We start from the raw sequence: 26,473 nt of genomic DNA, 5'->3' as shown, positions 1-26,473 counted from the left end.
TTTTTCCTCCTGGGGATTACATACTCTCTCAGAATCCTTCTTCAGATCCTTCCTGCTGCAATCCCGCTTCTGTCTCATTCTTATGCAAGTCAGGTTTTTGTGGCTGTTTCTCCCGCTGCAGAATCCTCGCCTGCCTCCGGGAAACGCAGGATGACTTTAAACAGATCGCCGTCTGCCGCAAGCTCCATGCGGCCGCCCATGTTGGCCGTGTAGCTTGATGCAATCGCAAGGCCAAGGCCGTGCCCCTCGCTCGTCCGTGATTCGTCGCCGCGCACAAAGCGTTCCATCATTTCCTCCGCTTCAAAATTCATCTCATAGGCGGAAATGTTTTTCATCGTCACGAAAATCTCCCCGTTTTCCTTCCCTGCGTCAATGTAAACTCTCGTTCCGCCCAGGCTGTATTTCAGGATATTTTCCACGAGATTCTGTATCACGCGGTACATTTTCCCATTATCCCCAAGGAACGGAAGCGGCTCATCTCCGAGCGCCGTGCGAAACGACAGATTGCTCTGCGCAATCGCATCGTCCATATCGGCGAGGGTCTGCTCGATCAACCGTTTCATATCCATTTTTTCCATCTGGAATTTTTCGGTTCCGCTTGTCGATTTGGAGAGCTCGAAGAGGCTTTGGATCATCTCCTTTAGCTGTTCCTGTTTCACAGAAATCACTTCGACGTAATCCTGTGCCGCCGGTGTCAGATCCTCTTTTTTCAGAAGATCTGTATAGCCGACCATCGAGGTGAGCGGTGTTTTCAGATCGTGCGATACATTGGTAATCAGGTCAATTTTGAGACGCTCCGCCTGCATCTGTTTTTCTACGCTCTTCTGCATAGCGCTCTCAATATTTTCCAGCTCTGCAAATGCCGGATACAGCAGAGATTTTTCGGATATTTCATGGATCCGGCTTTCCATGCTGCCTTCTGCCATCGTATGGATCTGTTCCATCAAAAGGCCCATCTCCCGGTTCAGGCGACTGCGGTATGTTTTCCAGGCAAACAGAATTAAAATCAGCGTGGTCAGCCCAAGAAGAATGACAAACAGTACCTCGCCATCCATTCCGTTTATCAGTCCGGTGATCATGGTAATCACGATTAGAAGTTCCGCAATCAGTGCCACACGGAACGGCCATTTACTCTGACCGGCAAGCTGCCGTTCCAGGCTGGTCCGATCTCTGTAACGCTTCCTTTCTCTGCAAAAAAAGGACATTTCTCTCAGTTGTTTCTTTTCATAGCGACAGACAAGAATGCCGGCACTGAGAAGGAAAACGCCACAGATTCCAAAAAACAGAAGACCTGTCTGCACACACTCTATTACAGTACCCCATTCGGCAACAATGCGGTATCTGGCATAGCTGTGCCGGAGCGGCTGAAGCCATCTGAAAAAAGCAAATCCTCCGACAAGAACCAGAAGCTCATTTGGCACCTTTTCGGATTTTTTCAGAAACAGCTGCTCTTTCTCTGCTTCCGCAGCGGCTCTTGCCTCAAACTGCATCTGCCGGGATTTTTCTATTTCATCTGTCTCGGACTTATCTGCGGCTGCCCCTTCGCTGCTTTTTGCTGTTTTTCCCGCTTTTTCCGGTTCGCTGCCGGCAAAAGCAGTCATTTTCGAGTTCCCGGTATTTTTTCGGAATTTCCATACCAGATACAAGGCTGCGGCTATGCCCAAAACGCCGACTACCGTCACTCCAATGCCGATACCCCATTCGATGCTGCGCCACATTCCCCATTCGAATTCACTGGCCCATTTCCGCAGAAGCTTTCCGCACAAAATCAGTACCATAGAAAGATCGAGAAGCATCCACAGCAGGATGCGTTTTTCAGTCTCCGTTAATTTTTTCAATTTTGTATCCAATTCCCCACACCACCTTTAAATATTTCGGATTTTTCGGCGTAATCTCAATTTTCTCACGAATGCGCCGGATATGAACCATGACGGTATTTTCTACACTGTAAGCATCCTCCTGCCAGACCTGACTGTAGATTTCTTCGGCCGAGAACACGTAGCCGGGATGCTCCATCAAAAGCTCCATAATTTTGTACTCGGTTGCGGTCAGGCGGACAGGTTCGCCGTCCACCAGGAGTTCTTTGGTGTTTCGGTTCAGCAGCAGACCGCCGTTTTTCAGGATATCCTGGTCTGGCATGGTTCCGTTTGCGGCGCCTAAGGAAAAGTAACGGCGGAGCTGGGATTTGACACGTGCCATGAGTTCGGCGGTATTATACGGCTTTGTCACGTAATCATCGGCGCCCATCGAAAGTCCGATGACTTTATCGCTCTCTTCGGTTTTCGCGGAAAGCATGATAATCGGGATGTTGTTTTTTTCTCTTATTTTCATCAGGGCGGAAAGGCCGTTCATTTTGGGCATCATGACATCGAGCAGGATCAGATGGATCTGTTCGGTCATGAGGATGTCGAGTGCCTCCATGCCGTTGTAGGCTTTTTTTACCCTGTAGCCTTCCAGTTCTAATAGTTTGCCGAGAGATCTTACGATTTCCCGGTCGTCGTCTACGACTAATATGTTGTATTGGCTCATCTCGTTTTTCCCCTCTTGGTTCTATGGTGTTTATCATAGCAGAGAAAACGGAGATTATTTGGATAAAAAACTGACATTTTTCTTAAAATGTAATCCCCCATTACGTTTTCCTGCTTTTTTTACAAAAAAAACACTGATTGGTAGAGTTGTAAGCTGGTGTAAAAAATAAAAACAAACGCATATAAATTAGTAAAAATGCCTGCCATAGCACCTGAAAATGTGGAAAAAGATAAAAAAAGTCAATATAAGTGGACAAAATACACAATATCAAACGGGGATTTTATTTGATATGATGTAAATATCACAAATAATCAAAGAAAATGCGTAATAAAAACGCACAAAACAACGGAAAGGATGGGGAGTATGGCGAAGGAAAAAATGAAAAAGAAAAAAGGAGAGAAAATTACCCCTGCAATCTTGTGGAAACAGCGTTGGCTGCTTGTGATGTCAGTACCATTTGTAATCTGGCTGATTATCTTCAAGTACATTCCGCTGTGGGGATGGACCATGGCATTTCAGGAGGTAAAACCTGCGACATTTGCACTTCCGATCTGGGAGAGAACCTGGGTTGGATTTCAAAATTTTACAGATGCATTCAAAGACCGTCTGTTCACACAGACATTAATCAACACATTGGGAGTAAGCTTCCTTGACATCGCGGTTGGAACGATCGCAGCAATCGCATTTGCGGTTCTTCTGAACGAGATGTTCTTTATGAAGTTCAAAAAAGTAACGCAGACCATTTCTTATCTGCCGCACTTTGTATCCTGGGTTATCATTGCAAGTATTGCAAAGAATATTTTCAACGACGGCGGTGTTGTTGACAGTATCTTCGGCAAGAACCTGCACCTGATGAGTTCCAACTCACCGCTTATCTGGGTAACCATTATCCTGATTAACTGCTGGAAAGAGGTTGGCTGGAACGCAATTATTTATCTGTCCGCCATGGCAGGTATTGATCCTGGTCTTTACGAGGCCGCTGATATGGACGGTGCAAGCCGTCTGCAGAAGATCTGGCACATCACTCTGCCGGGTATCCGACCGACCATCATTGTACTGCTGATTATGAGCATCGGTGGCGCCCTGAACGTAGGTATGGAGCGTCAGATGCTTCTTAGTAACCCGCTGGTTGAGGATCACACGATGGTACTTTCCTGGTTCTCTTATAAGAGAGGTATCGGAAACAGCAACTACGGTCTTGGTACCGCAATCGGTGTATTCCAGTCTGCAGTCAGCGTTACCCTGCTGCTGATCGCCAATAAGATTGCCGGTCTGGTAGGCGAAGATAAACTTATGTAGGAGGACGCGAATATGAACAAGAAAGCAAAAAAATTTGACTACGTACTGGCGGTAATCTTCGTATTCCTCGTCATCATCACCATTTATCCGTTCCTGAACGTACTGGCGATTTCGTTCAACGATTCTACGGATACCATTAAGAATGTAAACTTCATCATTCCGAGAAAGTTTACATTAAGCAACTATAAATATGTATTTAAAGACGGCGGCATTGCAATGCCGGCTGTGATTTCTGTAGCAAGAACCATCATCGGAACAATCGTAGGTATTGTATGTACCTCGATGGTTGCTTACACATTAAGCCGCAGAGACTTCGTACTCCGCAAACCATTTCAGCTTCTGTTCGTTGTTACCATGTATGTCGGTGGCGGAATGATTCCGGAATACCTTCTGATTATCCGTACCTTAAAGCTGGGCAATAACTTCATGGTATACATTCTGCCTGGTCTGATGTGGGTTTATAATATGATTCTGGTCCGCTCTTATATCGACGGACTGCCGATGGCTCTGCAGGAGGCAGCAAAGCTCGACGGAGCAAACGATTTTCAGATCTGGTATAAAGTCGTTATGCCGCTTTGCAAACCGGTTATCGCAACCGTAGGTCTGTACTATGCAGTAGGACAGTGGAACTCCTTCATGGATACTTACCTGTATGCGAAAAAACTCCCGACTCTGCAGTACAAACTGTATGAGATTATGAACCAGGCGACCATGAAAATGGACGTTCATGCAGGAACCAATGTACAGACGGCCGTAACACCAATGTCCGTACGTATGGCCGTAACGATTGTAGCAACTGTGCCGATCGTTATTGTATATCCGTTCCTTCAGAAATACTTTATCGGCGGTATGACACTTGGTTCTGTTAAAGACTGATAAAAAGCAGTATTAAAAAATTTTCAGAAAAAGATGATGTTTATTCCTGCCAGGCGAAAGAAAGAGTGCAGGATGACATAAACCATTTTAAGGAGGGCTTTTATGAAAAGAAAAGTAGTATCACTCATGTTAGTATCTGCTATGGTGGCCGGAATGCTCGCAGGATGCGGTTCCGACAGTGGCAGCAGCAAGGGAGGGTCCAGCACAGAGACTGGATCAGCGGCAGAGGCAAGTTCTTCAGGCGAGACAGCAGATGATGCAGATGACAAATCTCCGATTACCTTTGAGTATTTTAACGCTGATGGTAAAAACGGCAACTGGGATAACCCGGTAGCAAAAGCAATCACAGAGGCAACAGGCGTTACACTTGATGTTTCCTATCCGGTAGCATCCCAGGGTGATGCAAAAGAAGATGTTGCGCTGATGATCGCAAATGATGAGTATCCGGACATGATTTATGCAAAAGGCTCAGCAACGGATTTGTATCAGGCAGGCGCGCTGATTGATATGACAGACCTGATTGAAAAATATGGTCCAAACATCAAAAAAATGTACGGAGCAGAGATGGAAAAACTGAAATGGAGCCAGGATGATCCTGGAATCTATCAGCTTTCCTACGCAGGTGTAAACCAGAAAACCCTGACAACAGGCGGAAGCTGCCAGATTCAGTGGGCTGCATTAAAAGAGAACGATTATAAATATCCGAAGACACTGGATGAGTATGAAAAAATGATCAAGAGCTATCTTGCAGCACATCCAAAAACAGAAGATGGTCTGGATATGATCGGTATCACCATGAGTGCTTCTGACTGGCACTGGATGATTACCCTTGGAAACCCGGCAGGACTGATCGCTGATGCATCCCCGGATAATGGACAGTGGATCATTGACGACGAGTACAACGTACATTACAAACATGTAACAGATGAAGAGAAAGAATACTTCAAATGGCTGTGCCGTATGTACAACGAAGGTATCCTGGATCCGAACTTTGCAACGCAGACAGATGATGACTATATTGCAAAAGTTGCCAGCGGCCGTGTTGTTGCCATCACCGATGCTGAGTGGCATTACAGCCAGTGCGAAGCTACTCTGGTAGCAGACGGAAAAGTAGATCAGACTTATGTTGGACTTCCTGTAACCTTAAGAGAAGATCAGGTAGAAAAAGCCCTTCTGTATCAGGGAACTACCGTTGGCTGGGGTATTGGAATTACCAAGAGCTGTGAAGATCCGGTTCGTGCCATCAAATTCCTTGACTATCTGTGCTCCGATGAAGGACAGATCCTGTATCACTGGGGTATCGAAGGCGAGAACTACTTCCTTGATGATGATGGACAGCCATATCGTACTGATGAAGAAGTTGCAAAAGCTCAGTCTGATCCGGATTATGCAAAGAACACCGGTATTGACAACTACACTGGATTCCCGATCTACGGAACAGGTTCCTACTCTGAAGACGGATTCCCATACACTCCAACTACCAAAGAGTCTGTTATTGCAAACTACAATACAGCAGAAAAAGAAGGATGCGAAGCGATGGGATTTGAGATGCTGACCGACATGTTTGCACAGCCGGAAGAGTTCGATCTTCTTCCATACTCTGCACTGTGGGCATATCAGCAGCCACAGGAACTTGCTGAGAAACAGACAATTCTGGACGAAATTGCTTGGCCGGGACTTGTTAAATGCGTAACTGGTACCGAAGATGAGTTTGATGGAAACTGGGAGACCATGGTACAGGAGCTGACAGACAATGGTCTGGCAGATGCAGAAGAAGCTATGACAGAGTTCCTTGCTACCAAACTTGTTGATGTAGAGTAAGTAAAGCAAAAACATAAGGTTTTGCCGTTGAACGGAAGGCGGCATAAAAACATGGTCTGATATTATTAAATATCAGGCCATGTTTTAAAATACAGCGACAGTAATGGGAAATGTGAAACATTGTAAAAAGATAACAGTATATGGAAAATCTGCAAACAATTTCATGAGACAAAATCATAGGGAGGTTTTTGGAAAATGACAGAAAAGAAGGAGTTTCAGGTAAACAAAAACACACCGTTCTGGGATGCATCACTGACGGATCAGGAAAGAATCGACTGGCTGTTAAAAGAAATGACGGTCGAAGAAAAACTGGGATACCTCGCCAGCTCTTCCCCGGATCTGCCGCGCCTTGGCATTCCGGGCGTCTCTGTGGGCGGTGAGGCGGCACACGGCGTTGAGGGCAGAAACGATCAGAACGGTCTTGGAAAACCGGATGTGACAACATCCTTCCCACAGCCGATCGGTATGAGTGCATCCTGGGACCCGGAGCTGATCAGACAGGCCGGTGAAATAACAGGAACCGAGGCGCGCGTCGTATGGCACCGCCATCAGGGCCATGGACTCAGCAGATGGGCTCCGACCGTTGATCTTGAGCGCGATCCGAGATGGGGAAGAAACGAAGAAGGTTACGGAGAGGATCCTGTGCTGACCGGAAAAATGGCCGGTGCTTATATCCGGGGAATGCAGGGCGATGATCCGAAGTATCTGCGCTGTGCAGCGACCTTAAAGCATTTCTATGGAAACAACACGGAGGTCGGCCGCGGATGGAAAAATTCTTCCATTGACCCGCGGAACAAATATGAGCTGTATCTAGAGCCATTCCGCAGATGTATTGAGGATGGCGGCGCAGAGGGCATCATGACGGCATATAACAAGATCAACGGAACGATCGGTATCCTGAATCCGGAAGTGACCGATATTCTGAAAAAACAGTACGGTCTCCGTCACGTTGTCAGCGACGGCGGTGCGATGGGACTTGTCGTGAATCTGCATCACTATTTCGGACAGCATGCGGAGACGATCGCAACGGCGCTGAAAGCCGGTGTGGATGCCATGTCTGACGATCCGCGTATGGTAGAGCAGGCGGCACGCGAGGCATATGAGCTTGGCATTCTGAAAGAAGAGGATATGGACCGCTCTATTCGCTGTATGATGGAGACGAAGCTTCGTCTCGGCGTTTATGATCGGGAAAATCTGAATCCGTATGACCGTGTGACCGAGGACGATATCGATTCCCCGAAGGCACGTGAAATCTGTAAAGAGCTGAGCCGCGAATCGATCGTACTTCTGAAAAATGAGAACGGAGCGCTGCCACTTGACAAAGCCCTGAAAGCAGAAGATATTGCCATTGTCGGACCGCTTGGTGATACATGGTATCAGGACTGGTACGGCGGAACGGCACCATACCGCACAACCTTCCTGCAGGGGATGGAAGTACTGAAGCAGGAGAACATTACATTCGCGGATGGTCTGGATCGCGTTGTTTTCCGCTGTGATGGAAAAGGTCTTGCCGTAGCAGAAGACGGAACACTTCAGATGGCAGATGAGCCAGATGTGTTTATCAAGGAATACTGGGGTGCGGGAAGCTATACGTTCAAGAGTGTCCGTACCGGAAAATACCTCGGCGCAAGACTCTCAGAGTCGCAGGGAGAAAAGCCGAAAATGGGACAGATTGCGGCAGACCGGGAGGAAGCCTTCGACTGGTTTGTGATGGAGATTTTCCACGTGGAGCCGCAGGACGATGGCAGCGTTGTGCTGACCAACCGTTTCCATTACCCGGTTTATAAGGATGCAGAGGGATTTTTCTCCTTCGAGCAGACGGAGGGAATTCCGATTACGATGGAGGTTGTCGAAAACGGAATTGAAAAAGCAGTTGCTGCAGTCCGGGGCAAAAAGCAGGTTTTACTTGCGCTCGGCTGTAACTCCGTGATCAATGCGAAAGAGGAGATCGACCGCAACACACTGGAGCTGCCAGAGGAGCAGGAGATGCTGCTTGACCGGATCGCAGAGGTCAATCCGAATACCGTTCTGGTGCTGTTTACGAATTATCCGTACACACTTCAGAAAGCGATGGAAAAACTGCCGGCGATCATCATGTCTGCAACGGGAAGCCAGGATATGGGAAGCGCAATGGCAGAGGCTGTGCTTGGAATCTATGCACCGGCCGGCCGTCTGAATATGACCTGGTATGAGAGTATCGATCAGCTGCCGGACATTGACGATTACGACATCATCAAAGGAAAAAGAACGTACCGCTATTTCGACGGGAAGGAATTGTATCCATTCGGCTATGGCCTGACGTATACCACATTTGCGTATGAGAACTATGAGGTTTCCTTAAAAGACGACCGTCTGCTGCAGATCTCTCTCGATGTGAGAAATACGGGCGATACCGCAAGCGACGAGGTCGTCCAGATCTACGGTTCCGCTTTGGAATCCTGCGTGAAGAAACCAATCTGCCAGCTGCTTGATTTTGTCCGTGTGAAAAACATTGCCCCGGGCGAGACGAGACACATCGCACTGGAAATCCCGGTGGAGGAGCTTCGCTTCTACGATGTCATCAGCCGCAGACTGATGGTAGAAGAAGGAACGTATGAAATCTATGCGGGCGCATCCTGCAAGGATAAAGCCGTTTCCGCAGAAATCTTTATTCCGGGCGGAAAAAGGGGAGTACGCGATCTGAGTGCATTTACCGCGGCAGACCACTACGATGATTACGAGAACATGTATCTGACGGAAGGCCACTTCAATTTCAAGGCAGTCCGCGTGCAGGATGAGACGAAAGAAGGTGTTCTCGTTTACCGTGACTGTGATCTTTCCGATGCTGCTGTTCTGGCGCTTCATGTGAAGAGTGAACGCGGCGGCAGTGTGGAAGCCTTTGTGGACGGTGTTTCGATGGGAAGCTTTACCGGTGACACAAGAACCTGTGAGTTCCGCAGCGCCCCGAAACTGGACCGCTATGCGGAGGAAGAAGTAAAAGAGCGCAACCGGTACCGCGAGCCGATTTATGAGGATGTTGAAATTTCCCTCGCAGACAGACCGCAGACGGACGGCGTATCTGAGATCCGTCTTGTCCTGAAGGGAGATATGCGGATCTGCTATCTGCGTGTGCTGAAAAATAAGAGCACAGGAAAAATTCAGATGGGCGTAGCAAACTAACCAGATCATGTATTGTCTGAAAAAAGTATTGACAAATTGTGTGAATATGAATAAAATATTCCTGTAAAAACAAAATACGGAGATCTTCAGGGCAGGGTGTGATTCCCTACTGGCGGTATAGTCCGCGACCCGCTGCGATATCAAACAGCGGCTGACTCGGTGCAACTCCGGGACCAACAGTTAAAGTCTGGATGAAAGAAGACAAAATAAAGTTTATTTGCATGGAAATATTTTTGGTGCCCTGAATTCAAGAAAAGGAATTCAGGGCACTTTTTTTCGCGGGCAACGAGCCAAAGTCCGTGCTTGCACGAGACCTTGGCGACTGCCGCGAAAACGAGTTCAAATTCGTGGAGCGTATTTGGACTCGTTACTTCCGGCAGAACCGGTCAAGATCTCCAGAAAAAAGGAGAAATGCAGTTATGAATGCACAGACAACAGCAAAACAGACATCAAAGATGTCGCAAATCGGAAAAACCCGTTACATGGTACAGGTGGCAATGCTCGGCGCCGCCGCAGTCGTATTGATGTTTTTTGACATCCCGCTTCCGTTTGCCCCGAGTTTCTACAAGATTGATTTAAGCGAAGTTCCGGTGCTGATCGGAGCCTTTGCGATGGGACCTCTTGCCGGAGCTGCGATTGAGCTGATTAAGATTCTGCTGAACCTTGTCATGAAAGGAAGTACCACCGCAGGTGTTGGCGAGGTAGCAAACTTCCTGATCGGCTGCGCGTATGTTATGCCGGCCGCATGGATCTACAAAACACAGAAAACCAAGAAAAATGCCATGATCGGTATGGCAGTCGGAACCGTATTTCTGGCAGCAGCCGGCGGTCTTCTGAACGCTTTTGTACTGCTTCCGGCTTATGCAGCAGCCTTTGGAATGCCGATGGATGCCCTTGTGGGAATGGGATCTGCAGTCAACAAAGCAATTACAAGCCTTCCGACCTTTGTTCTGTTTGCCGTTGTACCGTTTAATATCATCAAAGGTGTTGTGGTATCACTGGTAACCATGCTTCTGTACAAGCACATCAGCAGACTGCTGAAGGGTGAGGCGATGAATTAGTTCATCATTTCCGAAATCATTTCCGTAAACGGAGAATCCAATAAATACGTTGTAGCGAGACGGACAAAATGCAGAGAGAAATCCTCTGTTTTTTGTCCGTCTTTTAAAATTTTCGGGGAATGGCGGCAATGGATTGCCCACACAGGTCTTTTAGTAGTACAATGAAGCATAATCGATAAAAGAAAATACGCAGCGAAATTGGAATGGAGCGCAAAAAAAAGAGATCCGCACATTGGCTGAAATCTCTTTTCTATCACATTTTAATATTGTTATTATGTCTCGAAACTGTTAAGCGCTTTCCAGATGTTCCATCACTTGAACGCCCCATTTAAAAAGGGCGGTTCGCATGGCAAAGGTCAGGACTGCGGTAAGCAGAATCATCACGCTCGTGGTGATGTGGATGTTGAGGTGAAGTTTTCCGTACAGCAGGTAGCCGGCTCCGATCAGGATTGCGCCGACGGTGAGGTCGATGAGGACGGAGATCAGGGAGCGGTTGTTGGATTTTATGGCGGCGGTTTCGTTTTCCCAGTTTAATTTCGGAAATGCAAGGTCAAAAAGGAGCTGTTCATAGTTTACGAACAGGGTAAATAAAACCGTGATCGCCGTGGTGTAAAGAAAGGTCGCCGGGTGCAGACCGAAAACGACCGCGATGATGTTGAAGACCAGAGCGTACGGCAAGGTGCCAAGGAGACTGATCAGGATGCCGCTTACCAGCATGGCACGGATCTGGTCGTGATAGCTCATCGGAATGCATTTCATATAGATGTATTCGCTGCCCTTTCGGGACATCGCTGTGGCGGAGATCACGCAGAACATGGACATCATGACGGCAATTCCGGCGGCGGTAAGGACGGCAACTGCGACAGGCAGTTCCCCTTTCAGGAGGCGGAATATGGTGCCATCGGCGACAAGCCGGGTCCAAAGGCCGGTGGTTTTAGCCATGCCAAGGCTGGAAATGACGGAAACGAGGGCAATGCCAAGCATGAAGACCGGCCAGATGAGAGGCATCAGAACACAATTCATAAACCAGGCCGGGGTTCGGTACAGTTTTTTCCATTCGATCATCGCGTAGGTGCGGACCGGATTTTTGCTTTTGACGGTTCGGGTCACTTCTTCTTTGGATAAAATGCGTTTTTCGCTGGTGGTCTCGCTCATGCCGAGGACAGCCGGGAGGTAGATTTTCCAGGCGAGGGCGAAAAAGACAGCAAGGATGACGGCTGTTGTAGCGATGTAGAGTATCATTTTGAGAAAGGATGCATCTGCAAGGCTTCCGGTCATCAGGGGCAGGTTCGGAAAAATGGTCCGGAAGGCGCGCAGAGTGCCCTTCTGGCTTTCCATCAGGTTCATGATATCCTGCATTTCAAAATTTCCGATACTGCGCGAAAATACGTTGATGCCGATCGCAAAAATCAGGGATGCGGCGAATCCGAGGTAGCTTAAGAAATCCTTGTTTCGGATATTTTTGAAAAGACGCATCACGAGCATCGTCAAAACTGCGGCGTAAACGAGCGGCACAACCGGGAAAATAAGGCAGGCGAGGATCATATTGATCCAGTAAAAAATGCCCATTTTGGCGCTGATCCCGTACCCTAACAGAAACGGAAAGAACAGCAGTACAATAAGATAGTATTCGTTCAGCAGACAGCAGAAGCCTTTCGCACCGACAATCTGCGCCGGGGTAAACGGCAGCGGCAAAAGCTTTACGAGGTCAGAGTCCATGTAATACTCGCTCAGAAACAGCGGCAGGCCATAGAAGAAAATGACCATCATGCCAATGGCACAGACGAACTCGATCAGCAGGGTTTCCAGCCCGAGCGGCTGCAGGAAGGTATAGCCGGAATATCCCAGAAGAAACAGTAAGACCGACACGGGAAGGAGGCAGACACCAAGCAGAAGGTATACAACGATACGTCCTCCGTCCGAAAATGCTTTCTTTTTTCCGCTCTTCTGATTGCTTTTTCCTGGTCCGCTTTTCAGAAGGAAACGGGTGAGAATCCATAAGTTACGCATGTTCGGTGATCTCCAGAAAGATATTTTCAAGTGTCTGATCCGGATAGGCCGCTTTTAATTCTTCCAGAGTACCCAGGTATACCTGGCGGCCGTGATGGATGATGGCGATGCGGTCGCAGAGTTTTTCCGCTACTTCCAGCACATGGGTGGAAAACAGCACGGCGTTTCCGGCATCGGCGTGTTCACGCATCATCTGTTTGAGCTCGTGCGCGGAGCGCGGGTCAAGGCCGGTCAGCGGCTCATCGAGAATCCAGACCGGCGGCTTGTGGATCAGTGCGCCCATCACCATGATTTTCTGACGCATGCCATGCGAGTAGCTCATGATACGGCTCGAAAGGTTCTCTTCCATCTCAAAGCGTTTTGCGGTTTCTTCGATAAAACGCTGACGCTCTTCCGTTCCGACACCGTAGATATCTGCCATAAAATTCAGATATTCAATTCCCCTGACGCGAAGAAACGCATCCGGGTCGTCGGGCACAAAACCGAACTGGCGCTTGGCTTCGAGCGGATCCTTCTGGATATCTTTTCCATTGATTTCAATCGTTCCCTCGGACGGTGCCAGGATGCCGGTGATCATTTTTAATGTTGTCGTTTTCCCGGCTCCGTTTGGGCCGATAAATCCGGTGATCTTTCCATCTTCGATATCCCAGGAAAGATCATCGACGGCTTTTTTGCTTCCATCGCCGTAAATTTTGCTGACGTGGTTCAGACGAATCATGTTTTATTCCCCCTCTTTTTTTCTTGTAAAACGAAACTGTGATTCTCTTGCTTCGTTTCTAAAAACAGACTGCCCTTTTCTCACTCCGAAAGCTCTTATCCTTCCCTGCGCAGGAAAAGGAGTCAGGCAGATCTTCGCAATCCGCTTCGCTACTTGCTTGATTCGGTTAAATTTCGAAGCACGGGCTGTGATCTTGTGTTTTTTTCAGTATGCATTCTTCTGCCAGAACTGTCAATCAGCGGAACGAAAAATACAGAATTTTGTAAGAACTTGTAAGACTTTTAGAGCGTGTCTGAAAAAAAGATACCGCAAAGTGAAGCCTGCAGATTGCGGAAATGCTTTTTCAGACACGCTCCAGAATCAAATCCGATTTTACCCTCTACTTTTTCAGAATCACATCGATGACTGTATCGACTCCATCCGGCAATACCGGGTCTTCGCCGAGATCGGCGAATGCCATGGTCGGATAATCGCTGTGTACCCAGCTTGTGGAAACCGGGATTTCCGCGCCGGTTGCGACGTAGCGGATCGCCTGGATTTCTTCTTTTTTCACGCCGGGCAGCGGCAGCGGCCCAACGGTATTTTCATAGACATGAAAATACAGATGGTTTCCGTGGCGCGTCACACGGCCAAAGTCCGGTTTCTCAATACCGGCTTTTCCGCAGCCGTAAATGCTCTCTCCGTTTTTCTTCATCCACTTTCCAATCTCAGCCAACCGTTCGATCGACTCCTCCGGGATATTTCCCCTGGCGTCCGGGCCGACGTTCAAAAGCAGGTTTCCACCCTTCGATACGCACTCGACCAGCTTTTTGATCAGCATCGGTGCCGGTTTGAAGAAGTGGTCGTTGGCACAATAACCCCAGTGATTGTTCATCGTGACGCAGGATTCCCAGGCGATATCGTTTCCATTTACATCCTGGATGCCATTCGGCGGAATCATCTGCTCCGGGCTCACAAAGTCGCCGTGGTACGGGGTCGGATTTCCGGCCGCCAGAGAACCGTAGCCCTCTCCGCTCACCTCGAGACGGTTGTCGATGATGACATCCGGCTGGAGCTTCCGCACCATATTGATCAGCTCCGTCGCTTTCCATGCTTCGCCGCGCAACGTATCGTAGGAAAAGTCAAACCACAGCACATCGAGCTTTCCGTAGTTTGTGCAGATCTCGCGTACCTGATTGTGCATGTAGGTCAGGTAGCGGTCGAAATCGCGGTCATCGTTTTTGTATGCCGGGTTGTTCCGCATCGGGTGGTTCCGGTCGCCGTAATGTGGGAAATCGTCGTGGAACCAGTCGAGCAGAGAGAAATACAAACCAACCTTCAGTCCTTCTGCGCGGACGGCATCAACATACTCTGCAACGAGGTCGCGGCCGCATTTCGTGTTGGTGGATTTGAAATCGGTATACTGGCTGTCGAAGAGGCAGAAACCGTCGTGATGCTTGGCAGTCAGAACCATGTATTTCATGCCGGCCTCTTTCGCCGCTTTTGCCCATTTCCGCGGCTCGAAATCAACGGGGTTGAACTCCTCGAAATATTTCATGTAATCTTCTTTTGGAATCTGCTCGGTACTCCGCACCCATTCTCCGCGCGCCGGGATGGCATAAAGTCCCCAGTGGATAAACATGCCGAAACGGGCGTCGCGGTACCACTCCATCCGCCTGTCATAAGCTTCTCTGTCAAATTTGTACATCGTTTTGCTTCCTCCTGTTTTAGTTTTATATTGGTAATGATTCAGAGTACCATTTCGCATGGCTCTGAATCGTTACGTCAAGCGGATATTCGCAATCTGCTTCGCTACTTGCTTGATTCGGTTAAATCTTAATTTTCACCCATTTTCCCTGTTTGAATCGGATCGTCGCAAAGATAAACCGTGACATCTGATCCGCCAGCACGCCGAACCAGATTCCGACGATGCCAAGCCCCAGCGTGTAACCGCCAAGATACGAAACGATCGTACGAATAAATGTAACGCTGATCATAGATGCAACTGCCGTATAGAGCGTATCTCCCGCACCGCGCAGGCATCCCATGTAAATAACCTGACAGATCTGGAAAATGACGACGAAGATAATGACATGGATGATGCTGACACCGATTTCAATGATATGCTGTTCTTCGAAAAACAGGCTGTACAGCCATCTTCCGCCGAAGAGATAAATCGCAACGAGGCATACTGCGATGCCCGCGCCGATCAGACGGCACGTTCTGCCGTACTCTTTCGCAAGATCCGGCTTTTTTGCGCCGAGGCTCCGGCCGATCAGTGCAACCGCTGCGGACTGGAGGCCATCGCCGAACGCAAACGAAAGCGACATAATATTCATGCCGACCTGGTGTGCCGCCATCGCATCGGTTCCCTGCTTGGCCGCCATGATCGCCGTCATCATAAAGCCGATCCGCATGAAAACCTGCTCGAAAAACACACTGTACCCGACCCTGACCAGGCTGATGAACGCTGCAATCGTCGGTTTAATTTTGTTCTTCAGAATATAGCCAAGATTCAGGAATCCGTCTTGCTTTGTGATGGAAAGGATGCTCATCACACATCCGACAACCGTTCCTGTGACGGTTGCCAGTGCCGCACCCTGAATGCCGAGTGCCGGGAACCCGAAATGGCCGTTGATCAGAAGATAATTCAGGATAATATTAATCGTATTTGATGTTACATTTGTGCGCATCGTGATTTTTGTATTGCCCGCACCGCGCTGTGCCGAGTTGATCCCCATCTGGATACAGTTAAAAATCATACCGCCCATGATGATACGGAAATATGTTACTGCGCCGTTATGCGTCTCCGCCGTTGAGCCGCACAGATGGATGATCGGACTTGCAAACGCCACAAATCCAACACTGAATGCAGCTGCCGCAAGGATAATAAATACAAGCGCAGTTACCAGAGTCTCATTCGCCGCACCCTGTCTTTGTTCCCCTCGCCGCCGCGCAACAAGGGCGGAAATCGACACATTCAGCGCAAAGAAAAACGCCAGGCCAAGCAGCTTCGGCTGTGTCGTCAGACCGACCGCGGCAACTGCGTAGGAGCCAAGCGAACTTACCATCAGCGAATCTACAAGACCCGCAAATGCAATGAAAAACGACTCCACGATCGCCGGCCACGCCATGTTGACGGCGGTCTGGAATGTGTCTTTGTGGTATTTCCCCTTTAACTTGTTTCCTAAGTACCCCATTTCTTTTCCTCTCTTTCGTCCCAATACCAATTTCTATTTTACTTTGTTTTAACAGAAGGGTCAATACGGTACCGGCAGAAAAAAGCCAGCCGCAAAAGCAAAATTCTTTTCGCTTTTTGTGGCTGGCTTTTCTTTTATCTTTCCGTAGCGATTCAGACCCCCATCTTGATTCCGCTTACGCTACATCCCAGTATTGCTTCTTATTTTTTCAGCACAAATTCTGCCTTATTCTCTGTCGTGCTGTCGCTTCCGATGAAGACTTCGAAAGCACCGTTTTCACTTTCTACACGCTCATTTTCTGTCAGGAAGCGAAGCTCTTCTTCTGTGATTTTGAAGATGACTTCGGTTTCTTCTCCCGGCTGAAGGGTTACCTTGCAGAAATCTTTCAGCTCTTTCACCGGGCGTACCACGGATGCGGCTACGTCGTGGATGTAAAGCTGTACGGTCTCGGTTCCCTTTGTATCGCCGGTGTTTTTCACGGTTACGGAGGCTTTAATCTCATCTTCCATGCCAAGCTCTGCCTTGTCCAGTTTCACATCTGAAATTGCAAAGCTGGTGTAGCCAAGGCCATATCCGAACGGGAACAGTGGTGCGTTCGGGATGTCGAGGTATTTGGAGCGGAAGCGGTCTTTGTCCTTGCCCGGCACATGCGGTCTTCCGGTGGAATACTCGTTGTAGTGAACCGGCACCTGGCCTACAGAGTATGGGAAGCTCATGGTCAGCTTGCCGCTTGGAGCGTATGCACCAAAAACAACGTCTGCGATTGCATTGGCACCTTCGGTACCCGGCATCCATACTTCAAGAACGGCTTTTGCTTTCGATACGACATCGCGCAGGTCGAGCGGACGACCGTTGAAGAGGACAACGACAACGTTTTCATTGACTTTTGAAACGCGCTCAAGCAGTCTCTGCTGGATTTCCGGGATGCGGATGTTCGCGTTGCTGGTTGCCTCGCCGGACTGCAGACGATCCTCGCCGATCGCAAGAACGACAACCTCGGCCTCCTTTGCTGCGTTTACAGCCTCAAGAAGCATTGCCTCCTCTTCCTCCGGTGTATGGGACTGCTCCATCGCCTCGCCGAAGCCCTCTAGGCGGATGTCGGAGCCAAGCATCGGAGAGCCTGCATGGAAGCTCATGTTTGTCGTATCTGCCTGCGCTTTTACGGCCTCTTCCAGATTTGTCACATCCTTTGCATCTCCGATAAAGGACCAGGCGCCCATCAGGTTTCTGCTGTGGACATACGGTCCGACCCAGGCAATTTTTTTCTCCTTGCCAAGCGGCAGGATTTTCTCTTCGTTTTTCAGCAGTACAAACGATTTTCTTGCGGCTTCTCTTGCCAGGGCGCGGTGCTCTTTGCAGAGAATGACCTCTTTTTCTTTCGTCTCGTCTGCGTCTTTATACGGGTTTTCAAACAGTCCCAGTTTGTTTTTCAGTTCCAAGATACGCATGCAGGACTCATCGATCAGATCCTCGGAAATCTTGCCCTCTCTTACAAGGCGGCAGAGGTTCTCGCAGTAAATACCTGTCATCATATCGATATCGACGCCTGCCTCGGCGGAGCGGACAGCTGCCTCCTCACGGTCTGCGCAGTAGCCGTGGTAAATAATCTCCTCGATTGCCGCCCAGTCGGAAATCAGAACTCCGTCAAATCCCATCTCGTCACGCAGGATGCCGCGCATCAGTTTCTTGTTTCCGGTTGCCGGAACACCGTTTACCGTATTGAAGGAAGTCATTACCATCGCTGCGCCTGCATCGATGCCGGCTTTATAGGATGGCAGATAGAAGTCACGGAAGGTATGCTCGGAAAGCTCTACGGTGTTGTAGTCTCTTCCCGCTGTCGGAGCGCCATAGCCTGCAAAATGTTTCACGCAGGAAGCAATTTTGTACGGCTCCTTCAGATCGTCTCCCTGGAATCCGCGTACCATTCCGGCACAGAACAGGCCGTTCAGATACGGATCCTCACCGGTAGACTCCATGACACGGCCCCATCTTGCATCGCGGACCAGGTCGGTCATCGGTGCGAAGGTTACGTGAAGGCCGGAAACGGCTGCCTCTTTTGCAGCAACTGCCGCACACTTTTCGGAGAGCTCCGGTTCAAACGTTGCGCCCTGTCCCAGCGGAATCGGGAAAATAGTCTTGAAGCCGTTGATGACATCCAGCATGAACAGCATCGGGATGTGATGCGGGTGCTGCTCCACAAAATCCTTCTGGATTTTCTTTAACGTTTCTGCGCCCATGCTGCCCAGGATGGAACCGGAAAGCGCTACATTTTCCGGCGTAAAGCCCTTATCTGCCATCGGTCCCATGGCTGTGATGTCCATATCTTTATTGAAGAAGGCGCCCACCACCTGGCTCATCTGGTTCACTTTTTCTTCCAGCGTCATGTCGGCCAGAAGCTCTTTTAATTTCTGCTCGGTCATTTTTTCTCCTCCATATCTCGTTTTTGCTGTATCTGCTTCTTCAGAAACCCCTAAAATGTCAGAAAAATATCGCTTTTCCGTTTTTTCTGAATCTTATACTGAAATTTTACCACATCTGACCTGAAAAAAATATCCCCTGATCCGACCTTTTTCTTTCACTATTCCGACCTGTTTTCTGCTGTTCCGGTGCGTAAGAAAGTGATAAAATCCTCTGTTATTTCCCGGACATGTGAAGGGTGGCTTTCCGCTATTTTTCACTAAAGCTTCTTCGGTATTCCAGCGGTGCGTATCCCGTATTGTCCTTAAACATCTTCGTAAAGTACGAGAAATTGCTGTACCCCACATACAGCGACACCGTATTAATTGGCAGCGAACTCTGTGTCAGAAGCTTTTTCGCCTCCTCCACCCGCTTTTGAATAATATAATTGCTGATCGAAATACCCTTTTCTTTTTTAAAAATCCGGGACAGATAATCGGTATTCAAAAAGACAAGCTCTCCAAGCTCCTCCCGGTGAATCTCCTCCCGGTAATGTGCATCGATATAAGCGCATACCTGACTCGTAACCGAATCTGATTTGTTGATGTACTGTCTGTACTGAACTGCTTTCCGAACCAGTACCCCGGCATATTCCATCATCTCTTCTCTGCCATAAAGGGAATTCCGATGCAGGTTTTCCATATCCGCATCTGCAAACAGTGCATACGCCTTGATCTCCCGTTCCGAAAGCCATGCATACACCACCTGCGTCAGATCGGTACGGAGTGCTACCAGAAGCTCCCTGGTAATCATTCCTTCCCGCTCCGTCCGGTCAAGGTATTTCTGCAGCCGCTCCAGCAGCTCCTCCGGTTTTTCCTCCGAAAGCAGAGCTTTCCATACATCCAGCTCCTTATTTTCGTAGCTGGTCTGCGGAGCCTGAAATTCGTTCAGAAACAGCACCTCGTTCCGCACGGAAAGGCTTCCCTCCCGCATTTTCTGAAGATTCTGGCTCTGCTTTTGCATCCCCAGTACAGCTTCCCACTGTCCGGCACCGCACCACAGCTCCGGATAGATTTTTTCATTCATCCACGCAACAAACTGCCGCAGAATTTCACAATCCCGCCCACCGTCCTGCGGGAATGCTTTTTCCTTTGACTGTGTAACAATCCAGTAGCTGCCCGGTTCCTGGTAAAAAACAGTATCTACCGCAATATCCGTTTTCTCATACAGTTCCGACAGCACATTTTCGATCACAAATTCCATGGTCGCGGTATCCCACATCTCCCGCTTATTGCTCTTTATTTCCGGCATCAGACAAATCAGCCGGAAATAGTGTCCCGGTCCGTATGGCAACTGGCGCTGTGCTGCCGTTTCGCAGAATTTTTTCTCGGAGAAGCCGTCTTTCAGCACATTTTTCCAGATATCCTGCTGCAGAATTTTTCTATTCTGATTCCACTTGATGCTTTCCTGCCTGAGATCCTGTATTTTCTTTTCTTTCGCAACGGATTCCGCCGCACGCTGTACGGCCTCCTTCAGCTTGCCAAAATCGATGGGCTTTAGCAGATAATCGACACTGTTCAGCTGAATCGCTCTTCTGGCATAGTCAAACTCCGCATAGCTTGTCAGGAATATGACCTGGACCTTCAGCTCCTCTTTCCTGACCCACTCCACAAAGTCGAATCCCGTTCCGCCCGGCATCACGATATCGCTGATCACGATATCAATGTCCACCATTCCCATGATGTTCTTCGCCTGCTGTACGGAAAACGCGGTATACACCTCGTTCACCCCGGTCTCTGTAAGATCGAGGTTTCTTTTGATACTTTCAATCACGTACTCTTCATCATCCACGAGCAATAGTTTCATGTTCTTCTCCCCCTGTCCTGTATGGAATATGGATATCTACAATCGCTCCGCCGAGCGGACTGTTATCGAAATGAATCTCTCCGGAATCGCCATAATAATAGCGGAATCGTTTCAGGCAGTTTTCAATCCCGATATGCTTTCCATGCTCGGAAATATCTTCCCCTGCTTTCAGCCTTTGCAGCGTCTCCTCCGGAAAGCCGTTTCCGGTGTCCGAAATATAAATGTTGACATACTTTTCGTCTCCGCGGTCCTCCGGGTAAACCGTCACGGAAATCAGCGGAACCGTCTCCAGCGTCAGGGCATGTTTTGCCGCATTCTCTACAAACACTTGAATCAGGAACGGGAAGATTACTGCGTTTTCCACCTCTTCATGAACCTCAAAATAATAGGTGAATTTTTCCGGATAGCGCAGCAGCAGAATTTTGAGGTAATTTTCACAGTGGTTCGTCTCCGCCGTTACCGGCACCATCTCGCTTGTATTCCGGAAAATATACGCAAGATAATCGGACGTAATACGGCTCATCGACTTTGCATGGTCGTACTGACCGAAGTCGATCATGCTGTAGATAAAGTTCAGACAGTTCATATAAAAATGCGGGCGAATCTGGATTTTCAGGTAGTCCATCTCGATTTTCTGTTTTTCCAGCTCCTGCTCATACAGCGTGATTTTCAGCCGGCGGATCTGGTGAATCATGTTCCGAAATTTATCGTCAATCCGCTCCAGCTCTACCAGGTTTCCTTCCGACATCTGATAGGTGAGGTCCCCATTGTCATATTTCTGAAGATTTTCCGTAAACATACCGACCGGCTTCAGGATTTTTGTTTCCAGGTGGAACAACAGCACGGAACCGGCAATCACCATCAGAAAAGCAACGCCAAGAAGGGCAAACACACTTCCCGTCATCAGATTTAAGACTCCCGTCCAAGAGATTTTAATCCGGATTTCAAACGGCGCCTGCGAAAGTTCCTGCCGGAAGGTGTAATTGTCGGTATTAATTTTCGAATTGTCCGTTACAATTCCTTTTTCCGTCAGTGTTCCGATGCTTTTCCCGTTGTGGTCAACGAGACTGACATAGCCGCTCTTTCCAAGAGACAGTTCAGAGAACGGTTCCAGAATTGTCTTCAGATTGACGTAGCAGCCGAGTCCGACGCCCTGACTCTGCGCTACCTTGAGCATATAAATATCGTCTCCCTGGCACATCACGGTCCATTTTTTCTTGACTGCATACGCCTGCTGCGACAGGCTTTTGATCCGGCGCTTCAGTGCCTCCTGCAGATACGGGTCAACGGCGTAAAGCCCGTCGGAGGAAATGCTCAGCTGATATAAGCTGTCATCCTTCTTCGTATAGAGAAAAACATTGTAATCCGTTCCAAAATCCCACGCCGCAGATACATAGTTCCTTCGCAGCTGTGTAATGACATATTCCTCATACTGATCCTTCTCCATCAGATCCATATATTTCCAGAACGCGGAATCCGGGTTGGAGCTGTCCATTACGGTCGAGAACAAGTTTCGGCTGATTCGAAAAAAACGGTTATCCAGCTCATCCGTATACAGCTTTGAAATCTCTTCCAGCTGCTCATATACCTGCCGCTGCGTCCGGTTCAGAATAAGCACGCTCCCAGCCAGAAAAAGCAGCAGCATACTCAGCAGGCAGATCAAAAGATAACGCCCCTGCTGCGCCAGTGTTGTTTTTTTCGTCTGTTTTGAAATACGCATGAAGTTTCCTCCTTTTTTCTGTTCCGGTACACTCGAAATTTTTCCGTGTTTGATTTTACGAACTGATCTTTTTTTCTGAATATAATACAGCAGAAAAACAGTACACCTCATGTTTCCATGAGTCTGTACTGTTTTTCTGATTTATGTCGGAAACACCGAAATGTTTCTCTTTTTTATTCCTGCATGGAAAATCATCCCTTTACCGCGCCAAGTGTGATACCTTCTGCGAAGTATTTCTGAAGGAACGGATAGATGATAAACAACGGCAGCATGGCGATAAATGCGATTGCCATACGGATCGAGGTTGTCGGCAGCTTTGCCACCTCGGCACCGATATTTCCGGTTACTTTTCCACTTGCCAGGTACTGAATATCGGTGATCATCTGGTTCAGCAGGTTCTGGATACTGTAAAGCTTCTGGCCTTCATTTCCTGATAAATAGTATAAACCATTTGTCCAGTCATTCCAATAGCCAAGTGCGGAAAACAGTCCCATGGTTACCAGAATCGGTTTTCCAAGCGGCAGTGTGATGCTGGTGAAAATCTTCATGTGTCCTGCGCCATCGATTTTGGCCGCCTCGAACAGCGCGTCCGGGATACTGGTGTTAAAGTAGCTTCGGATCATCAGCACGTTGTTTGCACTTAACAGGAAGCCCGGAACAATCAATGCCCAGATCGTGTTTTTGATGTGAAAATACTTTACATACATCAAGTAGGTCGGCACCAGTCCGCCGTTGAACAGCATCGTGAAGAATACGAAAAAGGTAATTGCTCTGCGGTACGGCAGCTTTTTAATCGAAAGCGGATATGCCAACAGAGCGGACATCGCAAGGTTTGCAGCGGTACCGACGATGGTTACAAAAATGGTAATTCCGTATGCTCTCAGGATTTTCTCGCCCTGGCGGATGATATAGGAGTAAGCATAGAAGCTGAATTTCTCCGGGAAGAACGAATATCCGTTGCGGATCAGTGTGTTTTCATCGGTCAGTGAGGAAATAAATACGAGTACAAACGGCAGTATAATGGATAACGTAATCAGAATGAGTACTACATTAATCCAGAACTGGAAACGTTTTGCTTTTTTTGAATTTGTCATACTTCCATCCTCCTAGAATAATGCCTGGTCTTTGTCTACTTTGCGGACAATCCAGTTGCTCAACATTACGACACAGAAGCCTACCAGAGACTGGTATACACCGGCTGCAGATGACATACTGATATTTCCTTGTTCAATCAGGGCACGGTATACGTAGGTATCGATAACGTTTGTGGTCGGGAACAGAACACCGGAGTTCATCGGCACCTGATAGAACAGACCGAAATCGGAATAGAAAATTCTTCCGATGCTGAGGAGCAGCAGGGTGATGATGGTCGGAACGAGGCTCGGCAGTGTGATTTTCGTAATCTCCTGCCATTTGCTTGCACCGTCCAGTCTTGCAGCCTCATAGAAGGAAGGATCGATACCGATCAGGGATGCGATGTAAATCAGGCATCCGTATCCTACGCCCTTCCAGCAGTTCGCGATAATCAGGATCGCCGGCCAGTATTTCGGTTTCTGGTACCACTGAATCGGGTCAATGTGGAACAACGGAAGGATGGAGTTGTTGACAAGACCATTTTCTGCACTCAGAAGCGCATATACGATGTAGCTTAAGATAACCATGGACATCAGGAACGGAAGAAGAATCGCACTCTGATATATCTTTTTGAGCTTTGTGTTTCTTATCTCCGTAATCAGAATCGCAATGGCAATTCCGACTACCATGTTTACAAGAATAAATGCAATGTTATACAACAGCGTATTTCTTGTAATAATCCATGCATCCTTGGAAGCAAACAGGAATTTGAAATTTTTAAGTCCTGCCCACGGGCTTGCCCAGATACCTTTTGCAAAGTTCAGTTTTTTAAACGCAATCACCATACCTGCCATTGGGATATAGTTGTTAATCAGCAGATACAGAAGTGCCGGAAGCATCATCAGATAAAGCGGCCAGTATTCCTTCAGCGCGTTTTTCTTTTTTCCTTTTTTAACCTCTGCTTTTTTCATAAAGCGTCTCTCCTTTTATGAGGGCTGTTTTTTTCAGGTTCTTTCACAGAGAAAGCTCCACATCTTTTCTGGTAAGAGTGGAGCCTTCGGTTACTGTATCACACCGGATTTTTTTCCGCCCCGGTCGTGCTCTTTTTACAAATTATGGTGCCTATTTCTCTGCAAGAAATGCATCCAGCTGCTCCTGCTTTGCAGCAATGACATCGTCGATTCCCGCATCGTCCAGCGCCTCAAGGAACTGTGGAAGCAGTTCTTCCGGATCTCCGGAGCCGCTGCTAAGTGCGCCGTTGTACTGGCTGATTACGTTGTTCAGGGCTGATACCTGATCCGCATATTCGCTGTTATCAAAGACAAATCCCAGTGCTTTCGACTCGATACCGGAAGCGTTGAACTCCTGCATTTTGTCCCAGAGCTGCGGGTCAGATCCATCCCATTTGTATGCGATGAACTGGTTCGGAAGCTCCCATCCACAGTTAAAGCTGTAGCCTGCATTGTCTGCTGTTACACCGTCCGGGTAGTTGATGATTCCGTTTTCTTCATCTTCTACTACATAGTCGGTTCCCTCTTCGCCCCAGTTCAGAAGGTTCATGACCTCCGGGCTGCCATAGATATAATCGAGAACCTGCATTGCTTTTTCCGGATTTTCGGAGTTCTGTGCTACAGAGAAGATAATTCCGCCGTAAGAGGATGAGTTGATGATCGGCTGATCATAGAACGGTACGATTTCAAACTCATATCCTGTGGAGCTCTGGAACTCAACCGGGGTACCTGGATGATAAGCAAAGAACAAGGAGAAGAGATTTCCTGCTTTGCATACGGTTCTCCAGTTTTCTGTGTTTGTTCCGGCATCCTTGCTGATGTAGCCTTTCTGATACCAGTCATGCAGCATAGTTGCAGTCTCCTTGTACCAGTCGCTTGCAAAGTAGTTTTCTACGGTTGTGCTGTTGGTCTGATCCATCAGAGCGCCCGTGTTGGCATCGCCAAGTCCATCAGCGCGGGACAGACGGCTCAGAGGCGTATCACTGTTGTTGCTGGAGAACAGCATTGTCATATCAGGCTCGCCTGCCTGTACGGTCTCAAATACTTTCTCCATATCCTTCGGCTCTTTGATTTCATCGGTATTGATATTATACTTTTCTACCAGGTCTTTTCTCATGAAGATGGCTGGAATGCTGCCTCGTTCGATCTGGTTCGGAACGCCATAGACAAACCCATCAATCTGATTTGTTTTTGCAATATCCTCGCCATAGATATCTTTCAGGTTTGTGCCGTATTTGTCAATCAGTTCAGACATATCCATGATCTGGCCGGAATGCATATACTGTACAGCTGTTGTTGCATTTGTGTACAGAAGATCGATTTTCTCATCGCCGGAAAGCATCAGCTGTAACTGCTGAGATGCGCTTGCCCACGGAAGAACAACGATATCGAGCTTTGCATTCAGCTCCGGCTCCAGAATCTCGTTGATTTTTTCTTCGATTCTCTCTTCATCCTGCTGCTGGCTGCCCTGCAGTACCATAGTTACAGTGTACGGCTCGCCTTTTTCCTCTGTCTTTGCTGTGCTTCCGGAAGCTGCGGAGGAACCGGAATCAGAACTGGATCCTGTGCTTCCGCATGCTGCCATGGAAAATGCCATGGTTGCCGCAAGAATGCCTGCTAACACTTTTTTCTTCATACTTTTTCTCCTTTTCACGTATCGTGTTGTGTGACCTTTGATGGTTGTATTATAGCAGGATTTTGACTTGCAACTCTATAACTGATTTGACTTTGAAGTATCACTCTTCCGACCTTTG

General features: G+C 48.3%; 17 protein-coding genes and 1 riboswitch. Of the genes, 5 read left to right on the top strand and 12 right to left on the bottom strand.

Features of this window, described 5'->3' with window-relative positions; all coding sequences use genetic code 11:
* Positions 1-89: 89 nt before the first annotated feature.
* Together PGS38_RS02990 and PGS38_RS02985 are read right to left on the bottom strand one after the other, a co-directional pair.
* The gene (locus tag PGS38_RS02990; RefSeq protein ID WP_118699790.1) at positions 90-1,850 is read right to left on the bottom strand and encodes a sensor histidine kinase; all 1,761 of its coding nucleotides are present in this window, start codon (positions 1,848-1,850) and stop codon (positions 90-92) included.
* Positions 1,816-2,529, bottom strand: coding sequence for a response regulator transcription factor (locus PGS38_RS02985; protein ID WP_118640573.1), 714 nt, complete (start codon positions 2,527-2,529; stop codon positions 1,816-1,818). The genes PGS38_RS02990 and PGS38_RS02985 overlap by 35 nt, the downstream gene beginning before the upstream one ends.
* Positions 2,530-2,892: 363 nt before the next feature.
* Here PGS38_RS02985 and PGS38_RS02980 point away from each other — a divergent pair, with 363 nt between their 5' ends.
* The 5 genes from PGS38_RS02980 (at position 2,893) to PGS38_RS02960 (ending at position 10,745) form a co-directional block, all read left to right on the top strand.
* Complete coding sequence (locus PGS38_RS02980; protein ID WP_226906422.1) at positions 2,893-3,828, top strand: ABC transporter permease; 936 nt, start codon at positions 2,893-2,895, stop codon at positions 3,826-3,828.
* A 12-nt stretch (positions 3,829-3,840) separates the two neighbouring features.
* On the top strand, positions 3,841-4,704 hold the full coding sequence (locus tag PGS38_RS02975) for a carbohydrate ABC transporter permease (protein WP_117812981.1): 864 nt from the start codon (positions 3,841-3,843) through the stop codon (positions 4,702-4,704).
* Between the two features lie 102 nt (positions 4,705-4,806).
* Positions 4,807-6,525 carry an extracellular solute-binding protein gene (locus PGS38_RS02970; RefSeq protein WP_117812980.1) on the top strand — a complete coding sequence of 573 codons (1,719 nt, stop codon included), beginning with the start codon at positions 4,807-4,809 and terminating at the stop codon, positions 6,523-6,525.
* A gap of 195 nt (positions 6,526-6,720) precedes the next feature.
* Positions 6,721-9,684, top strand: a complete 2,964-nt coding sequence (locus PGS38_RS02965) for a beta-glucosidase (RefSeq protein WP_119188697.1) — start codon at positions 6,721-6,723, stop codon at positions 9,682-9,684.
* A gap of 78 nt (positions 9,685-9,762) precedes the next feature.
* A riboswitch (FMN riboswitch) is annotated at positions 9,763-9,891 on the top strand.
* Positions 9,892-10,103: 212 nt separating this feature from the next.
* On the top strand, positions 10,104-10,745 hold the full coding sequence (locus tag PGS38_RS02960; protein ID WP_022461231.1) for an ECF transporter S component: 642 nt from the start codon (positions 10,104-10,106) through the stop codon (positions 10,743-10,745).
* 288 nt (positions 10,746-11,033) lie between these two features.
* On the opposite strand, the gene PGS38_RS02955 is transcribed toward PGS38_RS02960, so the two are convergent.
* From PGS38_RS02955 to PGS38_RS02910, 10 genes are all read right to left on the bottom strand, one after another.
* Positions 11,034-12,755, bottom strand: coding sequence for a putative ABC transporter permease subunit (locus PGS38_RS02955; protein WP_270475894.1), 1,722 nt, complete (start codon positions 12,753-12,755; stop codon positions 11,034-11,036).
* Positions 12,748-13,473 (bottom strand): ABC transporter ATP-binding protein, encoded by a 726-nt coding sequence (locus PGS38_RS02950; protein WP_055221955.1) that lies wholly within the window; start codon positions 13,471-13,473, stop codon positions 12,748-12,750. The genes PGS38_RS02955 and PGS38_RS02950 overlap by 8 nt, the downstream gene beginning before the upstream one ends.
* 379 nt (positions 13,474-13,852) lie before the next feature.
* A complete protein-coding gene (locus PGS38_RS02945) occupies positions 13,853-15,160 on the bottom strand; it encodes an alpha-L-fucosidase (RefSeq protein ID WP_117801282.1) in 1,308 nt (435 codons plus the stop codon).
* A gap of 121 nt (positions 15,161-15,281) precedes the next feature.
* Positions 15,282-16,652 (bottom strand): MATE family efflux transporter, encoded by a 1,371-nt coding sequence (locus PGS38_RS02940; RefSeq protein ID WP_117804651.1) that lies wholly within the window; start codon positions 16,650-16,652, stop codon positions 15,282-15,284.
* A 200-nt stretch (positions 16,653-16,852) separates the two neighbouring features.
* Positions 16,853-19,072 (bottom strand): beta-glucosidase BglX, encoded by a 2,220-nt coding sequence (gene bglX / locus PGS38_RS02935; RefSeq protein ID WP_118666710.1) that lies wholly within the window; start codon positions 19,070-19,072, stop codon positions 16,853-16,855.
* Positions 19,073-19,319: 247 nt separating this feature from the next.
* The gene (locus PGS38_RS02930; protein WP_119188699.1) at positions 19,320-20,915 is read right to left on the bottom strand and encodes a response regulator transcription factor; all 1,596 of its coding nucleotides are present in this window, start codon (positions 20,913-20,915) and stop codon (positions 19,320-19,322) included.
* A complete protein-coding gene (locus tag PGS38_RS02925) occupies positions 20,893-22,635 on the bottom strand; it encodes a sensor histidine kinase (protein ID WP_119188707.1) in 1,743 nt (580 codons plus the stop codon). The genes PGS38_RS02930 and PGS38_RS02925 overlap by 23 nt, the downstream gene beginning before the upstream one ends.
* Before the next feature lie 191 nt (positions 22,636-22,826).
* Complete coding sequence (locus PGS38_RS02920; protein ID WP_117804654.1) at positions 22,827-23,729, bottom strand: carbohydrate ABC transporter permease; 903 nt, start codon at positions 23,727-23,729, stop codon at positions 22,827-22,829.
* A gap of 12 nt (positions 23,730-23,741) precedes the next feature.
* A complete protein-coding gene (locus PGS38_RS02915) occupies positions 23,742-24,680 on the bottom strand; it encodes an ABC transporter permease (RefSeq protein WP_117804655.1) in 939 nt (312 codons plus the stop codon).
* Between the two features lie 151 nt (positions 24,681-24,831).
* Positions 24,832-26,355, bottom strand: coding sequence for an ABC transporter substrate-binding protein (locus tag PGS38_RS02910; protein WP_117804656.1), 1,524 nt, complete (start codon positions 26,353-26,355; stop codon positions 24,832-24,834).
* Positions 26,356-26,473: the final 118 nt, after the last annotated feature.

Source organism: Fusicatenibacter saccharivorans (genome assembly GCF_027667425.1).
Lineage (GTDB): Bacteria > Bacillota > Clostridia > Lachnospirales > Lachnospiraceae > Fusicatenibacter > Fusicatenibacter saccharivorans.
This window is presented reverse-complemented; position numbering and strand designations above follow the sequence as displayed.